The sequence below is a fragment of the Halopseudomonas formosensis genome (assembly GCF_900115905.1).
Lineage (GTDB): Bacteria > Pseudomonadota > Gammaproteobacteria > Pseudomonadales > Pseudomonadaceae > Halopseudomonas > Halopseudomonas formosensis.
The window spans coordinates 137,676-159,724 of the sequence record NZ_FOYD01000002.1; the positions used below are offsets into that span (position 1 = coordinate 137,676).

A 22,049-nucleotide genomic window follows, 5' to 3' on the forward strand; every position below is an offset into this window, starting at 1 on the left:
ATCCGAGCGAAAGCCGCTGTAAAAGGTAAAATGTGCTCTGGAGCTGATTCCAGATTAGTCCTGTCCGGGTGGATTTCGGTAAAGTACCCGACACAGGACGTAAATTATTGGTGCCCAAAGGAAGACCCATGCCCCATCGAGCCTCACTGCTGCAACTGAAAACCTTCATGGCCCAGCAGATCTTCGGTCAGGAAACGCTGATAGAGCGCATGCTGATCTGCCTGCTCGCTGGCGGCCACCTTCTTGTGGAGGGTGCACCTGGACTGGCTAAAACCAAGGCAATAAAAACCCTGTCCGAAGCCATCGAGGCGGACTTTCATCGTATTCAGTTCACCCCTGATCTGCTGCCCGCGGACATTACCGGCACGGAAATCTACCGTCCCGAGACCGCGAGTTTCAGCTTTCAGCAGGGGCCGATCTTCCATCATCTTATATTGGCCGACGAAATCAACCGCGCGCCGGCCAAGGTCCAGTCCGCGCTCCTCGAAGCCATGGCCGAACAGCAGGTCAGTATCGGTCGGGAAACCTGGCCGCTGCCGGAGCTGTTCATGGTCATGGCTACCCAGAACCCCATCGAGCAGGAAGGCACCTACCCGCTGCCCGAAGCGCAGCTGGACCGCTTCCTGATGCACGTGCGCATCGGCTTCCCAGATGCCGCGCTGGAACGTCAGATCCTTCATCTGGCCCGGGGCGAGGCCAAGGGTTTCGAGCCGCGCATTGCCGAGCGCATCACCCAGCAGAGCATCCTGGCCGCACGTCAGGAGGTCCTCGGGCTGTTCATGGCTGACGCGGTGGAGGAGTACCTGATCCAGCTGATCATGGCGACCCGTCGCCCCGAGCTGTACAACCCGCAGCTGGCGGAATGGATCCAGATGGGCGCCAGCCCCCGGGGCACCATCGCCCTGGATCGCTGCGCCCGGGCCCACGCCTGGCTCGCCGGCCGGGACTTCGTCAGTCCCGAGGATGTCCAGGCGATAGTCCACGACGTACTGCGCCATCGTCTGATCCTCAGTTTCGAGGCCGAGGCCGCCGGAATAGATGCGGACCGGGCAATCAACCTGCTGCTCGAATCGGTTGCCGTGGTCTAGGTAATGGACGCACCTGCGGCTTATACCTCGCTGGAAGCGCTGCTGGACATGCGCCGCCACTGTCAGGATCTGCCCGCCACCCGGCGCCAGGCCATGCTCGGGCGCCTTGCCGGCCGTCAGCACTCACGCCTGCGCGGTCGCGGCATCGACTTCGATCAGGTCCGTCAGTACCAGCCCGGGGATGACATCCGCAATATCGACTGGCGGGTAACCGCACGCACCCGCAAGGTCCACACCAAGGTCTTCAACGAGGAACGCGAGCGACCGGTCTTCATCATCTGTGAACAGAGCGCCCGGTTGTTCTTCGGCACCCGGCCGCGCTTCAAGTCGGTGCTGGCCGCCGAGGCCGCCGCACTCACCGCCTGGATGGCGCTGGCGCACAACGACCGGGTTGGCGGCATGGTGTTCGGTGCCGGTGGCTTCCACGAAGTGCGTCCCAGACGCAGCCGCCGAGCCATTCTGCAACTGCTCGGCCAGCTGCTGGAGGCAAACCTTCGCCTGTCCCCGGAAACCGCCGCTGTCCCCGACGAGCCGCTGAATCTGGCCCTGCGGCGCAGTCGCGAGATCATCCGCCCCGGCAGCCTGCTTTACCTGCTCTGCGACCACTCGGCGATCGACCAGATCAGCCTGCCCCTGATCACCGCCCTGGCCGGCCACAATGATCTGGTACTGCTGCCGGTACACGATCCGCTGGAAGCCAGCCTGCCCAGCAGCCCCGCGCTGGAGTTCGCTCAGGGCGAGCAGCGGCTGACGCTCAACACCACCAGCACCGCCCTGCGTGAGGCATGGGCCGCCCAGTTCCTGGCCCGCCAGCAGAACTGGCAGAAACTCGCCTCCCGGCTGCGCGCCAGTCTGCATCCACTGGACACCAGTCGCAGCGCCGTGGACCAACTCCAGCACCTGTTGATACAGCACACCCGGAGGCGGAATTGATCGAGCAACTGCACCAGCAGCTCATCCCGCCGGCCGCCCCGCCGCCCATATCCTGGTGGCCACCGGCGCCGGGCTGGTGGGTGCTCGCCCTGAGTCTGCTGCTCCTGCTGCTTCTGCTCCCCTGGCTGCGACGTCAGGGTCGGCGGCGCCGTCGCCGACGAGTGCAGCCGCATATGAGCCTGTTCTCCTCGATCCCGCCGGGCCTCAGCGACAGCCACTGGCTGGCGGAGGTCAACACGCGGATCAAGCAATTGCTCAAACAGCGCGGCGAAGATTCCGCCACCCGCCTGTTCGGCGAGGCCTGGCTCGACTACCTGTGCAGCCGCTACCCGAGCGCCCGGCGATCTGCCCTGCAGCCGCTGGCCGCCGATCTCTATCGCCCCCAGGTGCAGCTGGGCGAGGAGAAGCGCGAGGCACTGCTCCGCGAACTGCGCCAGTGGATGCGACACGACGATGTTTGAATTCGCCTGGCCCCTGAGCTTTCTCCTGCTGCCCCTGCCCTGGCTGTATCGCCGCCTGTTGCCGGTGGCCCAGACCCGCTCGGCCGCATTGCAGGTGAGTTTCATGAATCGCCTGCAGGAGCTGCAGAGCCTCTCCCCGGAGATCCGCAGCGCCGGGCGCAAATGGCCGCATGTCGTCGTCTGGCTGCTGCTGGTCATGGCCGCGGCCAGGCCCCAGTGGCTGGGCGATCCGCTGCCCACCGCCTCCAGCGGTCGCGACATGATGCTGGCAGTGGACCTGTCCGGCAGCATGGAATTTCGCGACATGCAGCTCGATGGTCGGGAGGTCAGCCGCCTGACCATGGTCAAGGAGCTGCTCGCCGACTTCATCGCAGGCCGGCGCGGCGACCGCCTCGGATTGGTGCTCTTCGGCAGCCAGGCCTATGTACAGGCCCCCCTGACCCACGACCGCGATGCCATTGCCCAATGGCTGGAGGAAAGCTTCATCGGTCTTGCCGGGCGTGAAACCGCCATCGGTGATGCCATCGGTCTGGCCATCAAGCGCCTGCAGGCCGAGCCGGCGGCCAGCCGGGTACTGGTACTCATCTCCGATGGCGCCAACACCGCCGGCAGCGTCAGCCCATTGCGCGCCGCACGACTGGCCGCCGAGCATCAGATCCGCATCTTCACCATAGGTGTCGGCGCCGATGCGCTGCCCCAGGAAAGCGCCTTCAGCTTCTTCGGGCTGCAGTCGGACCCGTCGATCGAGCTGGACGAGGCCAGCCTGAGGGAAATAGCCCACCTGACCGGTGGCGAGTACTTCCGCGCCCGCAACGCCAGCGATATGCAGGACATCTACCTGCGGCTCGACGAGCTGGAGCCCGCCCTGCGCGCCGGGTTGCCGGATCGGCAGGCCACCGCCCTGTACCATTGGCCGCTGGGCGCCGCTCTGCTGCTGAGTCTCGGCCTCGCACTGCTGACGGTGGCGAGGAGTCGGCAACATGACTGAGCTGCTCGGCTTCACCCTGCTGCGCCCCTGGTGGCTGCTGGCCCTGCTGCCCGCAGCGATCCTCCTGGTGCAGCTGCACCGCCACGGCTGGCAGCACTCGGACTGGGAGCAGTTGCTGCCGCGGCCACTGCATCAATGGCTGCTGCGGCGTCAGGCCGGTGGCAGCCGCGGTCTGCGTTTCGCCGCCCTGGGCCTGACCTGGACCCTGGTGATAGTCGCGTTGGCCGGCCCCGCCGTCGAAACCGGCGCCGAATCGCGCCGGGTCGATGACAACGCCCTGGTGGTGGTGCTGGATCTGTCACGCAACATGTTGGCCAATGACCTGCCGCCTGACCGCATGGAGCGTGCGCGACTCAAGATACGCTCCCTGATCCAGGACTACGGTGACAGCCAGCTGTCGCTGATCGTCTATGCCGGCAGTGCCCATCGCGTCACGCCGCTGAGCAACGACCACGCCACCCTGACCAACCTGCTCGGCGCCCTCAGCCCGGACATCATGCCTTCCGACGGCCAGAATCTGGGCGCCGCCCTGGACATGGCCCTTCAGACAATCGCTCCATTGCCGAGCAAGGGCAGTCAGATACTGCTGGTGACCAGCGGCCTGGACAATGGCGCCCGGGATGTCCTGGCCGAGCATGCCCGGCAGCTCGGTCCGCAGCTGTCGATCCTCGGCGTCGGCACCCGCTCAGGCGCCCCTGTCCCGCTGAGCGAGGGTGGCTTTCTGCGCGACGACCAGGGCCGCATCCTGCTGCCGCGACTGAACAGCCAGCAACTGGGTAATCTGGCCCGCGAGCATGGCGCGCGCTATCACGAGATCACCACCAGCGATCGTGACCTGCACTATCTTCTGCGGCCATTGCAAAGCTCGGGCACCGCAGCCACCGGTGACCGCGTCCTGCTGGTCGACCACGGCCACTGGCTGGTCCTGTTGCTGCTTCCGATTGCCGCCCTGGGCGCCCGCCGGGGTTGGCTCGGGCTGCTGCTGTGCGCCCTGCTGCTGCCGCAGGACGCCCTCGCCTTCAGTTGGAATGACCTCTGGCAACGGCCGGATCAGCAGGCCATGCAACTGCTGCGGGACCAGCAGCCGGCGGCCGCCGCGCAGCGCTTCCGCGATCCCGAATGGCGTGCCTGGGCGCTCTATCAAGCCGGTGAGCATGCTGCCGCCGCCGAGGAGTGGGCAACGCTCAGCCATATACAGCCGGACAACCCGGAATACCTTTTCAATCGCGGCACCGCTCTGGCCATGGCCGGTGACTATTCCGCTGCACTGGAAGCCTATGAACATGCCCTGACCCTGGACCCGACACACCAGGGTGCACGGCATAACCGCGATGCGCTGGAGGACTTTCTGGAGAAGCTCCGCGAGCAGCAGGAGCAGCAGCAACAGGGCTACGCAGACGAAGCAGCGAACGGCGACCAGAGCGCTGGCCAGAATGGCGGTCAGGACAGCGGCACGGGCAATGGTACGACACAGGGTGGCCCCGGCGCCCAGGAGGCGGCCGATGGCGCCGGTGATCAGGCCCCGGGCCAGGACCCGGGTGCCACCGGCAGCAGCCCGGCGGTTACCGGCAGCCTGTCCACGGACGGCGAAGCGGCCAACGGCAATGATCCGGGCACGGAAGACGGCGAGGCCCCCGCCAGCGCCAACGGCAGCCGCCTGCCACGCCAGACTCTGGAACGCCAACAGGAACTGGAACAATGGCTGCGCGAGATTCCCGACGACCCGGCGGAACTGCTGCGCCGCAAATTCCTCTATCAGCACCTACAGCAACAGGACACCACGCCATGATTCGCCTGCTGGTCATCTGCCTGCTGACGCTGCTCAGCCCCTTGGCCCACGCCGCCCTCGAAGCCAGCGTGGACCGCACCCGCCTGATCGAGGGCGAAAGTCTCGAGTTGACGCTGGAGAGCCCTGCCGTGGGCCGCCTCAGCGAGCTGGACCTGAGTCCACTGGCCGAGCATTTCGAGGTTCAGCGCAGCCGCCAGCTGAGTCTGGTCAGCAAGGTGGACGGCCGCACCACGCCGGTCACCCGCTGGGTCATTACGCTGCGGCCGTTGCGTACCGGCTTCCTCGTGGTACCGCCGGTGCATCTGGGCCAGTCCAGCAGCCAGCCGATCAGTCTGCATGTGCTGTCCGCCACCCAGGCCGCCGCCGATCAGGGCGCGCAGCTGGCCCCGGTGTTCATCGACAGCGAAGTGGATATCGAGAATCCCTACGTACAGGCCCAGGTACTGCTGACCCTGCGTATCTACCATTCGGTATCCCTGTTCGACGACTCCAGCCTCAGCGGGCTGGAGATACCCAACGCCCGGGTGGAAAGCCTCGGCCGGCCCCGCAACTTCGAGCGGGTGATCAATGGCGTTCGCCACGGCGTGATCGAGGTGCGCTACGCCATCTACCCGCAGCACAGCGGCGAAATGGAAATTCCATCCCAGCTGTTCAGCGCCACCGCCCTGCAACCCGGCACGGGCCGCTCCAGCGCCCGCAGCGGTCGGGTGGTGCAGGTACGTTCACCGAGCATCACCCTGCAGGTCAGGCCCATCCCGACGGATTACCCCGCTGACGCCCCCTGGATCCCTGCCCGCAGCCTGACCCTGACCCAGACCTGGCAGCCGGACCCCGGCATCGACCTGTTCAGCGGTGAGCCGCTCACCCGTACCCTGATACTTGCCGCCGATGGCCTCACCGCCGCCCAACTGCCGGCCCTGCAGAGCCTGAACCCCGACACGGACAACGACAACCAGCTGCGCCAGTACGCTGATCAGCCACAACTGCACACCGACTACAGCGACCAGGGTGCCCGGGGCATCCGTCATGACAGTGCCGCCCTGGTCGCCCTTGAGGAAGGCTCCTACACGCTGCCGGCGCTGCGGGTGCACTGGTGGAATACCCTGGAGGACCGGCTGGAGACGGCGACCCTGGACAGCGTGGTGCTCAACGTCAGCCGCGACACCGACTTCGGCAGCGCAAGCCCGCCAGTGAACTATGCTGCCGAGGAGCCCGCGCTGCTCTGGCCCTGGCAGCTTGCCTGCGCCCTGCTGGGACTGGCGCTGGCCGTCAGCCTGTACTTCCTCCATCGCGCCCGTCGGGCCTTGGCGGAGTACCAGCTGACCGAGACCGAGGAGCAGTTCGACGATCAGGAACAGGGCAATCCCCTGGCCGACCTGCAGGCCGCCTGCCGCACCAACCGCCCCGCCGAAGCCCGCAAGGCGCTGGAGCTCTGGGCCAGGCAGCAGCACAGTGAAGGGCTCATCGGCCTGAGCCACAACCACCTGGAGCTCGAAGAAGCCCTCGACGACCTCAACGCCTGCCTCTTCGGCCGCGCCCGCCACCAGTGGCGCGGCAAACCCCTGTGGCGCGCGGTACGCATGGTCATCCAGAGCCAGCGCCGCGAAGCCGAAGAGGAAAGCACACCCAAGCTGGAAAGCCTCTATCCCGAGGTGTGAGTTCCAGCGCAGGTGCGCTACACCCGCATTGCGGACGAGCTGGTGCTCGTCCTCCCAGGGCACCACCGCGCTGTAGGAGCACCCGCCCCGGGTGCGAAAACGCCCTCCCGGATGCAGAAAGGTGCTGGCCCCGTTCGCACCGAGGCGGTGCTCCTACACGTACGAAACCACTACCTTCCGGGTGCATATGGCGCAGCGCGGGTGCGCTACACCCCGTATTGCGGACGAGCCGGTGCTCGTCCCTCTCAGGGCATCACCGCGCCGTAGGAGCACCCGCCCCGGGTGCGAAAACGCCCTCCCGGATGCAGAAAGGTGCTGGCCCCGTTCGCACCGAGGCGGTGCTCCTACACGTACGAAACCGCTACGTTCCGGGTGCATATGGCGTAGCGCCGGTGCGCTGCACCCCGCATTGCGGACGAGCCGGTGCTCGTCCCTCTCAGGGCATCACCGCGCCGTAGGAGCACCCGCCCCGGGTGCGAACCCCCTCCCGGATGCAGAAAGGTGCCCACCCCGTTCGCACCGAGGCGGTGCTCCTACACCAACGAAACCGCTACGTTCCGGGTGCGAATGGCGCAGCGCCGGTGCGCTGCACCCCGTATTGCGGACGAGCTGGTGCTCGTCCCTCCCTGGGGATCACCGCGCCGTAGGAGCACCCGCCCCGGGTGCGAAAATGTGCTGGCCCCGTTCGCACCGAGGCGGTGCTCCTACACGTATGAGGCCGCTGGGAACGTCGAGCACCAGCTCGATGAGCGGATTCGACCAGACCACGAAGCGCCAGCCTGCACTCGCGCCCTGCCCCACAGGCAAAAAAAATCCCCCGGCTGCGAACAGCCGGGGGATTGTCTGGAGCATGGCTCGATCAGCTGCGGATTTTCTCCGGGCGGATCAGGAAGCGTGCCAGTGCCGGCAGCAGCCACAGGGCGCCGAACATGTTCCACAGGAACATGAAGGTCAGCAGGATACCCATGTCAGCCTGGAATTTGATGTCAGAGAAGATCCAGGTTGCCACACCGATGGCCAGGGTAAAGCCGGTAAAGGTTACCGCCTTGCCTGTGGTCTTCAGCGTTTCGTAGTAGGCCTCCTGCAGCGGCAGGCCCTGACGCAGGTAGGTTTCCAGACGGCTGTAGATATAGATACCGTAGTCAACACCGATACCCACACCCAGCGCGATCACCGGCAGGGTCGCCACCTTCACACCAATGCCCAGGAAGGCCATCAGCGCGTTGGCCAGAACCGAGGTCAGCGCCAGCGGGATGATGATACAGAGTACCGCCGGGATCGAACGGAAGGTCGCCAGACACATCAGGATCACCACCACGTACACGGTGATCAGCATCTTGATCTGGGACTTTTCGATGACCACGTTGGTAGCAGCCTCGATACCCGCGTTACCGGCAGCCAGTTTGAACTGCAGGTTCTCGTTGTTGTACTCCTCGGCAAAGGCTTCGACCTCAGCGGTCACGCGCTTGAGGGTTTCAGCCTTGTGGTCGTTGAGGAACACCATCACCGGTGCCAGGGAGCAGGCAGCGTTGAACATGCCTTCCGGAGCACGGCTGATGGCGGTGTTCAGGTTGTCCTGGTTACGCGACAGGGTCTGCCACTTCAGGCTGCCCTCGTTGTTACCCATGATCACCTGCTTGGCGACCGTCACCAGGGACACCGCGGACTGCACGCCGGACAGGTTGGCCATGCGCCATTCCAGCTGGTCGATGGCTTCCATGGTCTCGTACGCCGAGCACATTTCCGGCGGGGTGCTGACCATCACCACCAGTACGTCCGAGCTGGTGGAGTAGTTGCGGATGATGAAGTCGTTATCCATGTTGTAGCGGGAGTCGGCATGCAGCTCAGGTGCACCCGGATCCAGGTCACCGATCTCCACCTTCTGGCCATGGTAGATACCGAAGGCAAAGGCGACCACGGCGATGACCACGGAGATCGGTGCAACGGCAGGATGTGCGAAGCCCGACAGACCGCGCCACAGACGCTGGGGACGCGAGTTGAGGTCGCGATTGCGCTCGACAGCGCTCTTGCTGATACCGATGTAGGACATCAGGGTCGGCAGCAGCACCAGGTTGGTGAGGATGATGACGCCCACACCTACGGAGGCAGCGATACCCAGCTCGCGGATAACCTCGATCTCGATCAGCAGCAGCGTGGCGAAGCCGACACCGTCAGAGACCAGGGCCACCATGCCGGGAATGTACAGCGAGCGGAACGCACGGCGGGCAGCGGTATAGGCACCGTCAGCAGTGATCGACTCCATGGACATGGCGTTGATGATTTGCACGCCGTGGGAGATACCGATGGCAAAGACCAGGAAGGGCACCAGGATCGAATAGGGATCCAGGCCGTAACCCAGGGTATGCAGCAGGCCCATCTGCCAGACAACGGCGACGACCGAGCACGCCAGGGTGATCAGCGAGCTCTTCACGCAGCGGGTGAAGATCAGCAGCAGTACGAAGGTGATCAGCAGCGCGATACCGAAGTACATCACCACCTTGACGATACCTTCGATCAGGTCACCCACTTTCTTGGCGAAGCCGATGATGTGGATGCTGATGTTCGGGTTCTCACCCTGGAATTCGCTGCGGATCTTCTCTTCCAGCAGGCGGGAGAACTCGCCGTAATCCAGCTGGATCAGCTCGCCCTGATTCTCCGGATTGGGATAGGACTCCTGCAGCGGCACCTCGATGATGGTGGACTTGAAGTTGTTCGCCACCAGACGGCCGATTTCACCGGACTTGAGGATGTTGACCCGCAGGTCCTCCAGATCTTCCTCGGTCAGATAGGCCGGCTTGTCCGCGACCGGGCCGCCATCGAAACCGTACTCGGTTACCTCGGTCCAGCGGACGTTCGGTGTCCACAGCGAGCGCAGGTTGGCGCGATCCACGCCGGGCAGGAAGAACACCTCGTCGTTGACCCGCTTCAGGGTTTCCATGTACTCGGTCGAGAAGATGTCGCCATCCTTGATGGCGACGGCGATCCGGATGGAGTTACCCAGGTTCGCCATGTCATCCCGGTGCTCGATCATGTTGGCGATCCAGGGATGCTGCAGCGGGATCATCTTGTCGAAACTGGTGACCGGTCGTACCTGGGAGGCCTGAAAGGCCATGAACAGGGTAATGGCTGCAAACAGCAGCAATACCACCAGCCGGTTGTTGAATATCAGCCGCTCGACAAACGGAGCGGTTTCCTGATGATGTGTGGACATCAAAATCTCCTGGCGTGTAATTCTTATTGAAGCAAGACGTTGGTCAGTTGCTTATCGTTATTCTTCTGTCGCCGGTACCGGCACCACAACGGCATCGGAGCTGGCTGCAGCGCCATCGGGGCCCGCGGCCACCGCACCACGCTGACCTACCAGCAGCACGCCGTTACCGGCCAGGGCTGTGGCGCTGGCCAGAGCAACCCGGTCGCTGCGGATGCGCACGTCGAAGCTGCGTCCGGCGTCTTCACTGATGGCAACAACGCCACCGACACCGACAATGACCAGGCGGCCGTCAGGTGTCAGGCCGCCACCGGCCAGAGTGGACTCGAGCGGTCCGTTGTTGGGGGTCATCAGGGTGACTTCCTGCCAGGTATCGCCGAAGTCATCGGAACGGAACACGTTGCCACGCAGACCCCAGGCAATCACGCCACCGGCTTCACCGGTACCGGATACACCGAACCAGGAACCGTCATAGGGTGTGTCCTCAAGGGTTTCCCAGGTATCGCCATAGTCGGCGGAGCGGTACATGGTGCCCATCTCGCCGACCATGAACAGACCGCTATCCTTCACCTCGGTCAGGGCATTGAAGTGGAAGCCTTCCTCGTTATCCACGTCGAAGGACACGTCTTCCCAGGTCTCGCCGCCATCATCGGTGCGCAGCAGCAGACCGTAGGCACCGATGGCAAAGCCGGTATCGGCGTCACGGAAGCGCACGTCCATCAGCGGCTTTTCCAGGTAGCCGAAGCCTTCTTCGTCCATCTCGTCCAGCTCGGGGTCACGGTACTGAACGGTCCAGGACTCCCCTCCGTCCGCCGTATGCAGTACCAGCGAGTCGTGGCCGACGGCCCAGCCGCGCTTGTCATCGACGAAATAGACTGCGGTGAGCAACTGGCGTGCCGGCACGGTGGCCTGGAGCCAGGTTGCGCCCTTGTCATCGGAATAGACGATATGCCCACGTGCCCCAACGGCCACGAGACGATCGCCAGCATGCGCCACATCAAGCAGGAGCGTCTTGCTCGCCTTGAGTGACATGATGGCTGGTTTGAGTTCAGTGCTGGATGCTGTTGTCTGCGCCAGGGCGGAAGACGAACCGGCGAACAGTACGCTGGTGAGACCCAGCGCCAATGCGATTCTGCATGACAGAGATTTTCTAGAAACGCGCCATGATAACGGCTCGTGCATAATCCTTCCCCTTGTTCTTATATATGACTCTGCCTGATGGCATGTCTGGCGATACTATCCAGAATCGACAAGACCCGCCAACTGGACTTGGTTATGTTTTGTTAACCAGTCGAACATACCGAAAAACGCCCTGAACCAGCCGGATCAGAGGCGTCGAACGGTATCTGGAGCGTCAGGGCACAGGGAATACGATCATCTGACACGTCCCACCGCGCTGACACAGCGGGACATAGTGATATCACGCCTGCGACCTGCTGGCCACATCGAAGGCGTTTGGCGAAAGACCATCAATGATGAGAATAGTCTGCGATTCAGGCGCTGGCAGGCAGGAGAACAGCCGCGCCCTGTGGACGAAACCCAGCTGTTCCCACACTCCGCACCCTTAAGCCAGCGCCTTGCTCACCACCTCATAGACATCCGGCGACAGCTTGTCCTGCTCCAGAATCCGCGCCAGCTCCGCCTTCATCATTTCCTGACGCGCCGGATCGAACTTGCGCCAGCGGGTCAACGGGGTGACCAGGCGCGAGGCGATCTGCGGATTCATCAGGTTCAGTTCGATGACCCTGTCAGCCAGGAACCGGTACCCTGCCCCATCCTTGCGGTGGAAGTTGACCAGATTGTTGTTGGCGAAGGCGCCGATCAGCGAGCGCACCTTGTTCGGGTTGCGGATGTTGAAGGCCGGGTGCGTCATCAGCTCCTGCACCCGCTCCAGTCCGCCGGGCAGCGGGCTGCTGGCCTGGATGTTGAACCACTGGTCCATCACCAGGGGGTAGTCGGCCCAGCGCTGGGCGAACTCCTGCAGGGCGGCATGCTTCTGATGCTCGTCCGGAGAGTTGACCAGCGCCACCAGCGCGGCCTGGCGATCAGTCATGTTGCTGGCCTCGACGAACTGGCGCACGCAGGCGGACATGGCAGCAGAGGACCCGGTCAGCATCAGGTAACCCAACAGAGTATTGCGCAGGCTCCGACGGGCCATGCTGGCGGCATCGGCGCTCCAGGGCTGGGCAGCGCTGCCGAGGGCGTCAAAGCGTTGCCACATGGGCTCGGCCAGCGCATTGGCCAGCTCGCGGCGTACCCACTCACGCACATGGTGGATGGCATCGACGTCAGCGACCGGGGCCAGCTCGATCAGATAGGCCTCCGACGGCAGACGCAGGATCTCCGCCACCATGGCCTGATCCAGCTCGGCGTCGGCCAGTACACTGCGCCATACCTCGAGCAGGCGCTGATCCAGCAGCAGCGGACGCCCGGCCTGGTGGATTTCCACCAGACCCTGCAGCACGTCCACCGCCAGGGACTGGGCAGCCTCCCAGCGATTGAACCCGTCCGGGTCATGCATGGCCAGGAACACGCGGTCCTCGCGGGTGTAGGGGTAGACCAGCTTCACCGGGGCGGAGAAGCCACGCAGCAGCGACGGCAGCGGCTCTTCGGTGATGCCCTCGAAGACAAACTCCTGCTCGGCCTCGGTCACCGCCAGCACTGTCTCGTTGCCCCGCGACTGCGCCTCGCCCGCCAGCTTCAGCGGCATCTCGCGGCCCTCGGAATCCAGCAGCGCCATGCGCAGCGGAATGACGAAGGGCAGCTTCTCGCTCTGCCCCGGCGTCGGCGGGCAGCTCTGGCGACAACGCAGGCGATAGGTAGAGCTGCCGGCCTCGAACTCGCCGTCAACTTCCAGTACCGGGGTGCCAGCCTGGCTGTACCAGCGCTTGAACTGGGTGAAGTCCACCCCGTTGGCATCTTCCAGCGCGGCGATGAAATCATCGCAGGTCACGGCCTGACCGTCGTGGCGCTCGAAGTACAGGTCGGTACCCTTGCGGAAGCCCTCCGCCCCCAGCAGGGTGTGCAGCATGCGCACCACCTCCGCACCCTTCTCGTAGATGGTCAGGGTGTAGAAGTTGGAGATCTCCATGTAGGACTCCGGGCGCACCGGGTGCGCCATGGGGCCGGCGTCCTCGGCAAACTGGTTGGCCCGCAGGAAGGTCACGTCCTCGATGCGCTTGACCGTGCGCGAGTTCATGTCGGCACTGAACTCGGCATCACGGAACACGGTGAAGCCTTCCTTGAGCGACAGCTGGAACCAGTCACGGCAGGTCACCCGGTTGCCTGACCAGTTGTGGAAATACTCATGGGCGACCACCGACTCGACACGCTGGAAGGCCGCGTCGGTCGCAGTATCCGGGTGCGCCAGCACACAGCTGGAGTTGAAGATGTTGAGGCCCTTGTTCTCCATGGCGCCCATGTTGAAATCGTCCACCGCCACGATCATGAAGATATCCAGATCGTACTCGCGGCCGTAGACCTCCTCGTCCCAGCGCATCGAGCGCTTCAGGCTGTCCATCGCATGACCGCACTGCTCGCGGTTCTCCGGCTCGACATAGATGCGCAGGTCGATGGTGCGGCCGCTCAGGGTGGTGTAGCTGTCCTGAATCAGGCACAGATCTCCCGCCACCAGGGCAAAGAGGTAGGACGGTTTGGGGAAGGGATCTTCCCAGGTCGCCCAGTGGCGGCCGCCCTCGTGCTCACCACTGGCAATCAGGTTGCCGTTGGAGAGCAGGATCGGATAACTGCCGCGATCAGCCAGAATGGTCGTGGTGAAGCGACTCATCACATCCGGCCGATCCAGGTAATAGGTGATCTTGCGGAAGCCCTCGGCTTCGCACTGGGTACAGAACATGCCTCCGGACTTGTACAACCCCTCCAGCGCCGTGTTGTTCTGCGGCTCGATACGGGTGGTGATCGCCAGTTCGAACTCCGCTGCCTGCGGGTGCAGAGTCAGGCTGTGTTCATCTACCTGGTAGTCGGTCGTGGCCAGGGTCTGGTCGCCCAGTGCCACACTGACCAGCTCCAGCTGCTGACCGTCCAGCACCAGCGGCACCAAGCCCGCGTCGCCGTTGCGACGGATGAACAGGCGGCTGTGTACCAGCGCATGGTCCTCGAACAGCTCGAAGGTCAGATGGGTCTCGTCGATCCAGTAATCCGGTTGCCGATAGTCCTTGAGGTAGATGGTCTGGGGTTGTTCTGTACGCATGATGAAGTCCTCAGGACACACTGAATGCCATAGTGTAGGCGGTGTATTTGCGAATATTGATGACGGCGGTATCCAGCATCAGGTATTGACCCTTGATCCCCAGCAGGGTGCCCTCGAGCACCGGGTCCTTGTCCAGATTCGCCGACTGCGGTTTGGCCGGGTATTCCAGCACCGGATAGCGGATGTGCTGCACCTGGGCATCGGTCAGTGGCTGCAGCGCCTGGATACCGAAGCGGGCCTGCAGCGCCTGCAATCCCGGCTGCGCCCCTTCCAGCAGACGATCACGCTCGGCGATCAGATCCATCGGCTCCGGCTCGCCCTTGAGCAGCAGACGCCAGTTGGTCTTGTCCGCCACCTGCTGACGCAGCAGGTCTTCGACCATGCCCGACTGCTGACGGGTCGCCACGCGCATGATCGGCAATGCCTGGCTCGCGCCCTGATCGATCCAGCGGGTCGGAATCTGACTGGCCCGGGTAATGCCCACCTTGAGGCCGGAGGAGTTGGCCAGGTAGACAATGTGATCGGTCATGCAGAACTGCTCGCCCCAGGCCGGCTCGCGGCAGGTGCCCTGCTCGTAATGACAGCGCTCGGGGCTGACGATGCAGAGGTCGCATTGCGCCAGCTTCTTCATGCAGGGGAAACAGAAGCCCTGGCTGTAACTCTTTTTGGTAAGCCGGTTGCAGTGCTGGCACCGGATCTCTCCAAGGGCCTCGAGGCGGATGGTGCGCCCGAGCAGGTCATTCAGGGGCAACTGCTCATCGCCCAGGGGTAAAGCGTACCGGACGGGTTCGCCCAGGGTACCGAGCATCTTGCGGATACTGCCCTCGCCGCTGACCAGCGCCATCAGTGCAAAGTGCCCTTCGCCGCCGAAAACAGCGACTCATCCAGGTTGGCCGGCGCCTTGGAGGCGTTCTTGCAGCTCTGCGCGATATAACCGGTGCGCTCTTCCTCGGGCAGGTTGTCCATCTCCCAGGCGATGATCGCCTGCAGACAGAGCTCCTTCTGCTCCTGGGTGAGTTTGCGGCCATCAGCCCATTTCCCCAGCTCCACAGCCGTCTTCAGGCTCTCGTAGACCTCGGGGGAAATATTGCGCAGCATCTGAATGAAGGTATCCATGGAATCTCCGGAAGTGAAATCGGGGAACGCCGGGCAACCGCGCCGCCACCCGGGAAATACCGCCATTGTACATTTTTTCGCAGGCCGGGACGTGCCCGGGAGTGCCTGGGAGGAACCTGAGAGGGACGAGCACCAGCTCGTCCAGGGAGCAGCGCACCCGCGCTACGCCATTCGCACCCGGCCGGCATTTATTCGCACCCGACGCGGGTGCTCCTACCCCGATTCCGCTCCCGTAGGAGCACCACCCTCGGTGCGAACCGGAGCCAGCACATATTCGCACCCGACGCGGGTGCTCCTACCACGGCTTCGTTCCTGTAGGAGCACCGCCCTCGGTGCGAACCGGGCAAGCACATATTCGCACCCGGGGCGGGTGCTCCTACCCCGATTCCGTTCCTGTAGGAGCACCGCCCTCGGTGCGAACCGGAGCCAGCACATATTCGCACCCGACGCGGGTGCTCCTACCACGGCTTCGTTCCTGTAGGAGCACCGCCCTCGGTGCGAACCGGGCAAGCACATATTCGCACCCGGGGCGGGTGCTCCTACCCCGATTCCGTTCCTGTAGGAGCACCGCCCTCGGTGCGAACCGGGGCAAGCACATTTTCGCACCCGGGGCGGGTGCTCCTACAGCGCTCCCCGCATCCGCTGCATTCCGCCGGCGATGACGCCGCAGATGCAACCCACCACCAACCCGCCGACATGGGCGGCGTTGGCGATAGCACCGAAACCCAATACGCTGATGATCCCCGACAAACAGAACACCAGCCAGGCGAGCATCATGATCACCACGCCCTTGGGCAGGTCGAAATGCATGTTCGGCGCCAGCAGCTGGTACAGCCAGCAATAGCCCAGCAGCCCGTACAGCACCCCCGAAAGGCCGCCGAACAGCGCGGTCGGCCCGCTGAAGACCCACTGGGCATAGTTGGAGACCAGGGCAAACAGCAGCGTCAGCCCGAGCAGCCAGAAGCTGCCGGACCGCAGCTCGATGCGCCGCCCCAGTTCCCAGTACCAGAGCGCATTGAAGGCCAGGTGCATGATGCCGAAATGCATGAAAATCGGTGACACCAGACGCCACCACTGGCCCAGATCAGGACTGGCCGCCAGCTGGCCCATGCTGTTCACCGGAGTGAAGGACAGCCAGGCCAGCGCGTGCAGATTGCGCCCCAGCCCGGTCCAGACCGCGACCGCCGCGGTGATGGCCAGTATCGCCAGAGTCACCGGGAGATGCCGCAACATCACGCCCCAGCCAGGCCCAACTGCAGGACGCGCGACGCGCACCGGTTCGGCCGTTTCCGGAGGAACACCATCGCGGTAGAGGGTACGCACCAGGTCCGCATCGGCCTCGCTACGGGTCCAGATCACCTGCTCACCCCGCTCCTCGGTGACCCGGTGCGGCACGCCCTGCATACGCAGAAAATGGATCAGCCTGGACAGATCCTCATCCAGATCGCAGGCCAGCGCCCGGTACTTGCTCATATCACGTCCACCCAGACAAAGTTTTCCGGCACTATCCGCTCTTCCCCACTCCAGCGGTAGGCCACCAGCCGCCCATACTTGACGGCACTGTAATCCAGACAGGCCAGGTTCGGGCGCAGGGGCTGCGGCCTGCCCTGCTGCCAGTAATGACCGACGAACAGCAGCGGCTCGTCCACCCCGTAATACAGCAGCTCACGCTTCTGACGGAAGGTCAGCGGGCGAATGGCGATGTGCTCCGGCAGGTCGTCCGGCTGGAACACCAGATCCCCGTAGGTCTCCGGCGACTCCTCCCAGAACTTGGTGCGGAACATGCCGCGCACCACCCCGTCCCCGCTCTTCATGGTCAGGCCATGGGGCAGCCGCATGCCGATGCCGCGCAGCAGGCGGTCAAAGACCTGATCGGCGAAGCTCTCGGGCTCGACCGACGCCTGAAGAAAATCCACATCCGGTCGGCCGTCCGGGTATTGCTCGGCGAAGGGGCGGATCAGTCGATCATCCCAGCAGGCGTGCACCAGGCGGAAGGGGCCCATGTCCATGTACAGCGGCAGGGTCCAGAACCAGTCGAGAAACTCGTCCCACTCCGCTGCCCTGCCCTCGAACTGCTCCAGGGTCGCCTGGATCTGCCGCTGATTTCGGTCGGTATGCTCGCGCACCCAGGAGCGACCGCTGCCCGCCGGCGCCGGCGTCACCCAGCCCAGGGCATTGAACTCGTGATTACCCATGATGCAGCGCGCCGCGCCGGCCTCGACCATGTCGCGCACGATCAGCAATGCCTCGCGGATGCGCGGACCACGGTCGATGATGTCACCGAGAAACAACGCCTGTCGCTGCGGATGGCGCCACACCCCACCTACCCGCGCATACCCCATCTGCTCCAACAGCTTCTCGAGCGTATGCGCGCAGCCATGCACATCTCCGATGATGTCATAGCCCTGCCAGAGCTCGATGTCTGTCATTCGGCTTACTCCGTCAGGCGACTGCTCCAGCCCAGCTTGCTGCGGCAGATCGCGTAGAAATTGTGATCCAGAGGGTGAATGAGCCGCAGCTTCTGCGGCTTCTTGCGGATGATCAGCGTATCCCCCGGGGCACAGGCAATGTGCTCCTGGCCATCGCAGCTGACCTGCGGATAGATCTCGTTCTGCCGGGCGATGGTGATGCGGATCTCGCTGTTGCCCTCCACCACGATCGGGCGGCTGGACAGGGTATGCGGGAACATGGGCACCAGCACCATGGCGTCCAGCTTGGGATGCATGATGGGCCCGCCGGCGGACAGCGAATAGGCGGTGGAGCCGGTCGGAGTGGCCACTATCATGCCGTCGGACTTCTGGCTGTAGACGAACTGACCGTCGACGAACAGCTCGAACTCTATCATCCGCGCCGACTTGCCCGGGTGCAGCACCACGTCATTGAGCGCCTCGCTGGCACCCAGCTGCTCCTCGCCCCGGCAGACGATGGCGTCCAGCAGGAAGCGGGACTCGGCCATGTACTTGCCGGTCAGCACATCCCCTACCCGCCGCTCGAGCTCTTCGGGCGAAATGTCAGTAAGAAAGCCCAGCCCGCCGCGGTTCACCCCCAGCACCGGCACATTCGAGCGGCACAGGGCGCGTGCGGCTCCCAGCAGACTGCCGTCCCCGCCGACAACGATCACCAGATCGCAGATTTCACCCATCATCCGCCGCGAGCACACCTGCAGCTGATGTCCCGGCAGCATCTCGGCCACCGTATCCTCAAGGATCACGGTATGGCCCTTGCTCAGCAGGAAGCGCTTCAGGCGCCGCAGGGTGTCCACCACACGGGCACTGCCCAAGCGACCAATCAGCCCGATATTGCGGAAATGCTCCATACACCACTCTCTGATTCGGCTTGAAAAATTCCGCACAGGCTTGAGCACGGACAGGGGGTAATTATCCGTGGCAGAGCGGTATCTGGCAAATAGGGGACGGTTTCAGTCGGTCCCGGTGGGGGCGCGGGTCTGCAGTCGCTGCAGTTCCCGGCGCAGGCTGCCGTTGAGCTTCTGCTGCTCCTCCAGCTGCCGCTTGATGTCCTGCAGCTCACCGCGCACGATCGTCAGGTGATCGGCGTGCTCACCGCGCAGACGATCAAGCTCGTCGCGATGTTCCTGCTCCTGTTGACGCAGGCGGGCCTGCAGCTCGCCGATCTGGCGCAGGTACTCATCCACTTCACCCGCGTGGGACTTGCGCAGCTTCTCCATCTCTGCGGTCATTTCCAGCAGCGGGTCGACACTGTCCGCTGCTTCCTCCTCCTGGGACGCAGTCGCGCCGTACCAGGCATCCTCGGCCACCACCTGCAGGTTCTCGGTGGTGAGGAGGACCTTGGCCTCCTCATCCTCCCCGATAATGCCCAGCCCGTTGCGGGTCACTGCCTGCTTGATCCAGGCCAGATCAGCCTTGCCGCCGCGCTGACCCGGCTTCCACATGCTGTGCTGGTATTCCTTGTGATGACAGAAGCCCAGGCAGGACAGCCGAATCGGCCCGCCGCCCATATCCGGCCCCCGGGCGGCCTTCTCCGCCAGGGTGCGCAGGGGCAGGTTCCAGAGGCGATTCACATAGCCATCGAGATCGAAATCTACAGTGAAGAACACCGCAGCGCGTACATACAGTCGTGAGTTGATCTGCAGAAAGACCGCTTCCACGGTCTCGTCAGCAAAATCCGGAGCGGTTACCAGGCCATCGAGCAGAGCCTCAAACTCAGCGTACAGCATCTCCCGGACAATGCCCTGATCAGAAAAGAACATCACCGCTTCAGTCAGCAGCGGCTTTTGTATTCTGTCCGGATCACGTGAAGTCATGATGGCTGTACCCATTTGCTTTGTTTATCTCGCACTTTGCTCTTTTTTTCGGACGATTGCATCGCCCCGGTCGGAGTTTACGCGAAACGGCGAATCACGATTGTGACAGACTTGGCAGCTGCGTTGACTGACTCCCGGCGGGCGAGAGTCGACCCAGGCCCTTGCGAGTGCCTGCAAACGAAAGCAGCGCCGAAGCGCTGCTATGAGGGTTGCTCATTATCGGGTGGGTCGGCGAGCCCCAGCCCGCCGCCCCCGCAAACACGCCCGGCTCAGATCTGCGCAGCCAGCCGCGAACCCTGATCGATGGCGCGCTTGGCATCCAGTTCAGCGGCCACATCCGCACCGCCGATCAGGTGCACGGACTTGCCCGCCGCTTCCAGACCTGCCTGCAGTTCACGCAGCGGCTCCTGACCGGCGCAGAGGATGATGGTATCCACCGGCAGCACACTGACCTCGTCGCCGCGACGGATATGCAGTCCGGCGTCGTCGATCTTCAGGTATTCGACGCCATTGAGCATCTTCACCTGCTTGGTCGCCAGACCGGCACGGTGGATCCAGCCGGTGGTCTTGCCCAGGCCGGCACCGACCTTGCTCGCCTTGCGCTGCAGCAGATAGACCTCGCGGGCCGGCGGATGCGGCTGCGGGGTCACACCGGCGATACCGCCACGGGCGTTGAGTTCGGGATCTATCCCCCACTCCTTCCAGAACAGCGCCGTGTTGGTACTGGGGCTTTCGCCCTGATGGCAGATGAACTCGCTGACATCGAAGCCGATACCGCCGGCGCCGATCACCGCCACCTTCTGCCCCACTGGCTTGCGCTGAAGAATGGCATCCAGATAGCCGATCACCTTGGGGTGATCCACGCCGGGGATCTCCGGCACCCGCGGCACAATACCGGTTGCCAGGATCACTTCGTCGAAATCGGTCAGATCCGCGCTGCTGACGCGGGTGTTCAACTTCAGCTGCACACCCGTGGTCTCGATGCGCCGGCGGAAGTAGCGCAGGGTTTCGTAGAACTCCTCCTTGCCCGGAATCAGCTTGGCCACATTGAACTGACCGCCGATTTCCGCCGCCGCGTCGAACAGGGTCACCTCATGGCCGCGCTCGGCTGCCACGGTCGCCGCCGCCAGACCAGCCGGGCCGGCACCCACTACCGCGATCTTTTTCACAGTGGTGGTCGGAATGTAGTTCAGCTCGGTCTCATAGCAGGCGCGGGGGTTGACCAGGCAGCTGGTCAGCCGGCCGCTGAAGGTATGGTCCAGACACGCCTGGTTGCAGCCGATACAGGTATTGATCTCGTCGGCCCGGCCCTCTGCGGCCTTGTTGATGAAATCGGGGTCGGCCAGGAAGGGACGCGCCATGGACACCATATCGGCATGCCCCTCGGCCAGCACCTGCTCGGCCACCTCCGGGGTGTTGATGCGGTTGGTGGTCACCAGCGGAATGGACACCTCCCCCTTGAGCCGAGCGGTCACCTTGGTAAAGGCCGCACGGGGTACCTTGGTGGCGATGGTCGGAATGCGCGCCTCGTGCCAGCCGATGCCGGTGTTGATGATGGTCGCCCCGGCCTTCTCGATCTCCTTGGCCAGCAGCACCACCTCATCCCAGGTGCTGCCGTCCTCGACCAGATCCAGCATCGACAGGCGATAGATGATGATGAACTCGGGGCCCACTGCAGCACGCACCCGGCGTACTATCTCCAGCGGCAGGCGCATGCGGTTCTCGTAGCTGCCACCCCAGCGGTCGGTACGCTTGTTCACCCGCTCCACCAGGAACTGGTTGATGAAGTAACCCTCCGATCCCATGATCTCGACGCCGTCATAGCCGGCGCTCTGGGCCAGGGCAGCGCAGTTGGCGAAGTCGTCGATCTGCTTCTGGATGCCCGCCTCGTCCAGCTCCTTCGGGGTGAAGGGGTTGATCGGCGACTGCACCGCACTGGCGGACACCTGCGCCGGGTTGTAGGCATAACGGCCCGCATGCAGGATCTGCAGACAGATCTTGCCGCCGGCCTCGTGCACCGCCTGGGTCACCACCTTGTGCTTCTCGGCCTCTTCAGGCGTGCTCAGCTTGGCTGCGCCCTTACCCACGCTGCCTTCCTCGTTGGGGCCGAAGCCGCCGGTCACGATCAGGCCCACGCCACCACGGGCGCGCTCGGCAAAGAAGGCTGCCATCCGCTCGAAGCCCTGGGGACGCTCCTCCAGGCCGGTGTGCATCGAACCCATCAGCACCCGGTTGCGCAGCGTGGTGAAACCCAGATCCAGCGGCGCCAGCATATGGGGATAAAGGGACTGTCCGTTCATGGTCATACTCCAGTGT

General features: G+C 64.0%; 16 protein-coding genes. 6 read left to right on the plus strand and 10 right to left on the minus strand.

The window, feature by feature from the left end; genetic code table 11:
- Positions 1 to 128 precede the first annotated feature (128 nt).
- Genes BM046_RS03680 through BM046_RS03705 form a run of 6 tightly spaced genes read left to right on the plus strand, consistent with a single transcriptional unit; the run spans position 129 to position 6,917 of the window.
- Positions 129 to 1,088: an AAA family ATPase gene (locus tag BM046_RS03680; protein ID WP_090537114.1), complete on the plus strand. Its 960-nt coding sequence runs from the start codon at positions 129 to 131 to the stop codon at positions 1,086 to 1,088.
- 3 nt (positions 1,089 to 1,091) lie between these two features.
- Positions 1,092 to 2,021 (plus strand): DUF58 domain-containing protein, encoded by a 930-nt coding sequence (locus BM046_RS03685; RefSeq protein WP_090537116.1) that lies wholly within the window; start codon positions 1,092 to 1,094, stop codon positions 2,019 to 2,021.
- Complete coding sequence (locus BM046_RS03690; protein WP_177197778.1) at positions 2,018 to 2,482, plus strand: DUF4381 family protein; 465 nt, start codon at positions 2,018 to 2,020, stop codon at positions 2,480 to 2,482. Before BM046_RS03685 ends, BM046_RS03690 begins: the two co-directional genes overlap by 4 nt.
- Complete coding sequence (locus BM046_RS03695) at positions 2,475 to 3,470, plus strand: vWA domain-containing protein (RefSeq protein ID WP_090537118.1); 996 nt, start codon at positions 2,475 to 2,477, stop codon at positions 3,468 to 3,470. The genes BM046_RS03690 and BM046_RS03695 overlap by 8 nt, the downstream gene beginning before the upstream one ends.
- Positions 3,463 to 5,259, plus strand: a complete 1,797-nt coding sequence (locus BM046_RS03700) for a VWA domain-containing protein (protein ID WP_090537120.1) — start codon at positions 3,463 to 3,465, stop codon at positions 5,257 to 5,259. Before BM046_RS03695 ends, BM046_RS03700 begins: the two co-directional genes overlap by 8 nt.
- Positions 5,256 to 6,917, plus strand: coding sequence for a BatD family protein (locus tag BM046_RS03705; RefSeq protein ID WP_177197779.1), 1,662 nt, complete (start codon positions 5,256 to 5,258; stop codon positions 6,915 to 6,917). Before BM046_RS03700 ends, BM046_RS03705 begins: the two co-directional genes overlap by 4 nt.
- 859 nt (positions 6,918 to 7,776) lie before the next feature.
- Here the strand turns inward: BM046_RS03705 and BM046_RS03710 are convergent.
- The 10 genes from BM046_RS03710 to BM046_RS03755 all read right to left on the minus strand — a co-directional run bounded on the left by BM046_RS03710 (position 7,777) and on the right by BM046_RS03755 (position 22,033).
- Positions 7,777 to 10,128: an efflux RND transporter permease subunit gene (locus BM046_RS03710; protein ID WP_090537123.1), complete on the minus strand. Its 2,352-nt coding sequence runs from the start codon at positions 10,126 to 10,128 to the stop codon at positions 7,777 to 7,779.
- A 57-nt stretch (positions 10,129 to 10,185) separates the two neighbouring features.
- The gene (locus tag BM046_RS03715; protein WP_090537124.1) at positions 10,186 to 11,307 is read right to left on the minus strand and encodes a WD40/YVTN/BNR-like repeat-containing protein; all 1,122 of its coding nucleotides are present in this window, start codon (positions 11,305 to 11,307) and stop codon (positions 10,186 to 10,188) included.
- A 382-nt stretch (positions 11,308 to 11,689) separates the two neighbouring features.
- Positions 11,690 to 14,335 carry an aminopeptidase N gene (gene pepN, locus BM046_RS03720; RefSeq protein WP_090537126.1) on the minus strand — a complete coding sequence of 882 codons (2,646 nt, stop codon included), beginning with the start codon at positions 14,333 to 14,335 and terminating at the stop codon, positions 11,690 to 11,692.
- 10 nt (positions 14,336 to 14,345) lie between these two features.
- Positions 14,346 to 15,179: a DUF2797 domain-containing protein gene (locus BM046_RS03725; RefSeq protein WP_090537128.1), complete on the minus strand. Its 834-nt coding sequence runs from the start codon at positions 15,177 to 15,179 to the stop codon at positions 14,346 to 14,348.
- The gene (locus BM046_RS03730; protein WP_090537130.1) at positions 15,179 to 15,451 is read right to left on the minus strand and encodes a YeaC family protein; all 273 of its coding nucleotides are present in this window, start codon (positions 15,449 to 15,451) and stop codon (positions 15,179 to 15,181) included. Before BM046_RS03730 ends, BM046_RS03725 begins: the two co-directional genes overlap by 1 nt.
- 621 nt (positions 15,452 to 16,072) lie before the next feature.
- Complete coding sequence (locus BM046_RS03735; protein WP_090537131.1) at positions 16,073 to 16,924, minus strand: rhomboid family intramembrane serine protease; 852 nt, start codon at positions 16,922 to 16,924, stop codon at positions 16,073 to 16,075.
- Positions 16,921 to 17,880: a metallophosphoesterase gene (locus BM046_RS03740; protein ID WP_090537133.1), complete on the minus strand. Its 960-nt coding sequence runs from the start codon at positions 17,878 to 17,880 to the stop codon at positions 16,921 to 16,923. Before BM046_RS03740 ends, BM046_RS03735 begins: the two co-directional genes overlap by 4 nt.
- A gap of 5 nt (positions 17,881 to 17,885) precedes the next feature.
- A complete protein-coding gene (locus BM046_RS03745; RefSeq protein ID WP_090537134.1) occupies positions 17,886 to 18,767 on the minus strand; it encodes an NAD(+) kinase in 882 nt (293 codons plus the stop codon).
- A gap of 102 nt (positions 18,768 to 18,869) precedes the next feature.
- The gene (locus tag BM046_RS03750; RefSeq protein WP_143084144.1) at positions 18,870 to 19,733 is read right to left on the minus strand and encodes a hypothetical protein; all 864 of its coding nucleotides are present in this window, start codon (positions 19,731 to 19,733) and stop codon (positions 18,870 to 18,872) included.
- Positions 19,734 to 20,002: 269 nt separating this feature from the next.
- Positions 20,003 to 22,033 (minus strand): NADPH-dependent 2,4-dienoyl-CoA reductase, encoded by a 2,031-nt coding sequence (locus tag BM046_RS03755; protein ID WP_090537139.1) that lies wholly within the window; start codon positions 22,031 to 22,033, stop codon positions 20,003 to 20,005.
- Positions 22,034 to 22,049: the final 16 nt, after the last annotated feature.

What these genes read in the sequence shown, in the direction of transcription:
- BM046_RS03680 (WP_090537114.1), top strand. Translation starts at nt 129, where the DNA reads ATGCCCCATCGAGCCTCACTGCTGCAACTGAAAACCTTCATGGCCCAG.
- BM046_RS03685 (WP_090537116.1), top strand. Translation starts at nt 1,092, where the DNA reads ATGGACGCACCTGCGGCTTATACCTCGCTGGAAGCGCTGCTGGACATG.
- BM046_RS03695 (WP_090537118.1), top strand. Translation starts at nt 2,475, where the DNA reads ATGTTTGAATTCGCCTGGCCCCTGAGCTTTCTCCTGCTGCCCCTGCCC.
- BM046_RS03700 (WP_090537120.1), top strand. Translation starts at nt 3,463, where the DNA reads ATGACTGAGCTGCTCGGCTTCACCCTGCTGCGCCCCTGGTGGCTGCTG.
- BM046_RS03705 (WP_177197779.1), top strand. Translation starts at nt 5,256, where the DNA reads ATGATTCGCCTGCTGGTCATCTGCCTGCTGACGCTGCTCAGCCCCTTG.
- BM046_RS03710 (WP_090537123.1), bottom strand. Translation starts at nt 10,128, where the DNA reads ATGTCCACACATCATCAGGAAACCGCTCCGTTTGTCGAGCGGCTGATA.
- BM046_RS03715 (WP_090537124.1), bottom strand. Translation starts at nt 11,307, where the DNA reads ATGCACGAGCCGTTATCATGGCGCGTTTCTAGAAAATCTCTGTCATGC.
- pepN (WP_090537126.1), bottom strand. Translation starts at nt 14,335, where the DNA reads ATGCGTACAGAACAACCCCAGACCATCTACCTCAAGGACTATCGGCAA.
- BM046_RS03725 (WP_090537128.1), bottom strand. Translation starts at nt 15,179, where the DNA reads ATGGCGCTGGTCAGCGGCGAGGGCAGTATCCGCAAGATGCTCGGTACC.
- BM046_RS03730 (WP_090537130.1), bottom strand. Translation starts at nt 15,451, where the DNA reads ATGGATACCTTCATTCAGATGCTGCGCAATATTTCCCCCGAGGTCTAC.
- BM046_RS03735 (WP_090537131.1), bottom strand. Translation starts at nt 16,924, where the DNA reads ATGAGCAAGTACCGGGCGCTGGCCTGCGATCTGGATGAGGATCTGTCC.
- BM046_RS03740 (WP_090537133.1), bottom strand. Translation starts at nt 17,880, where the DNA reads ATGACAGACATCGAGCTCTGGCAGGGCTATGACATCATCGGAGATGTG.
- BM046_RS03745 (WP_090537134.1), bottom strand. Translation starts at nt 18,767, where the DNA reads ATGGAGCATTTCCGCAATATCGGGCTGATTGGTCGCTTGGGCAGTGCC.
- BM046_RS03750 (WP_143084144.1), bottom strand. Translation starts at nt 19,733, where the DNA reads ATGACTTCACGTGATCCGGACAGAATACAAAAGCCGCTGCTGACTGAA.
- BM046_RS03755 (WP_090537139.1), bottom strand. Translation starts at nt 22,033, where the DNA reads ATGAACGGACAGTCCCTTTATCCCCATATGCTGGCGCCGCTGGATCTG.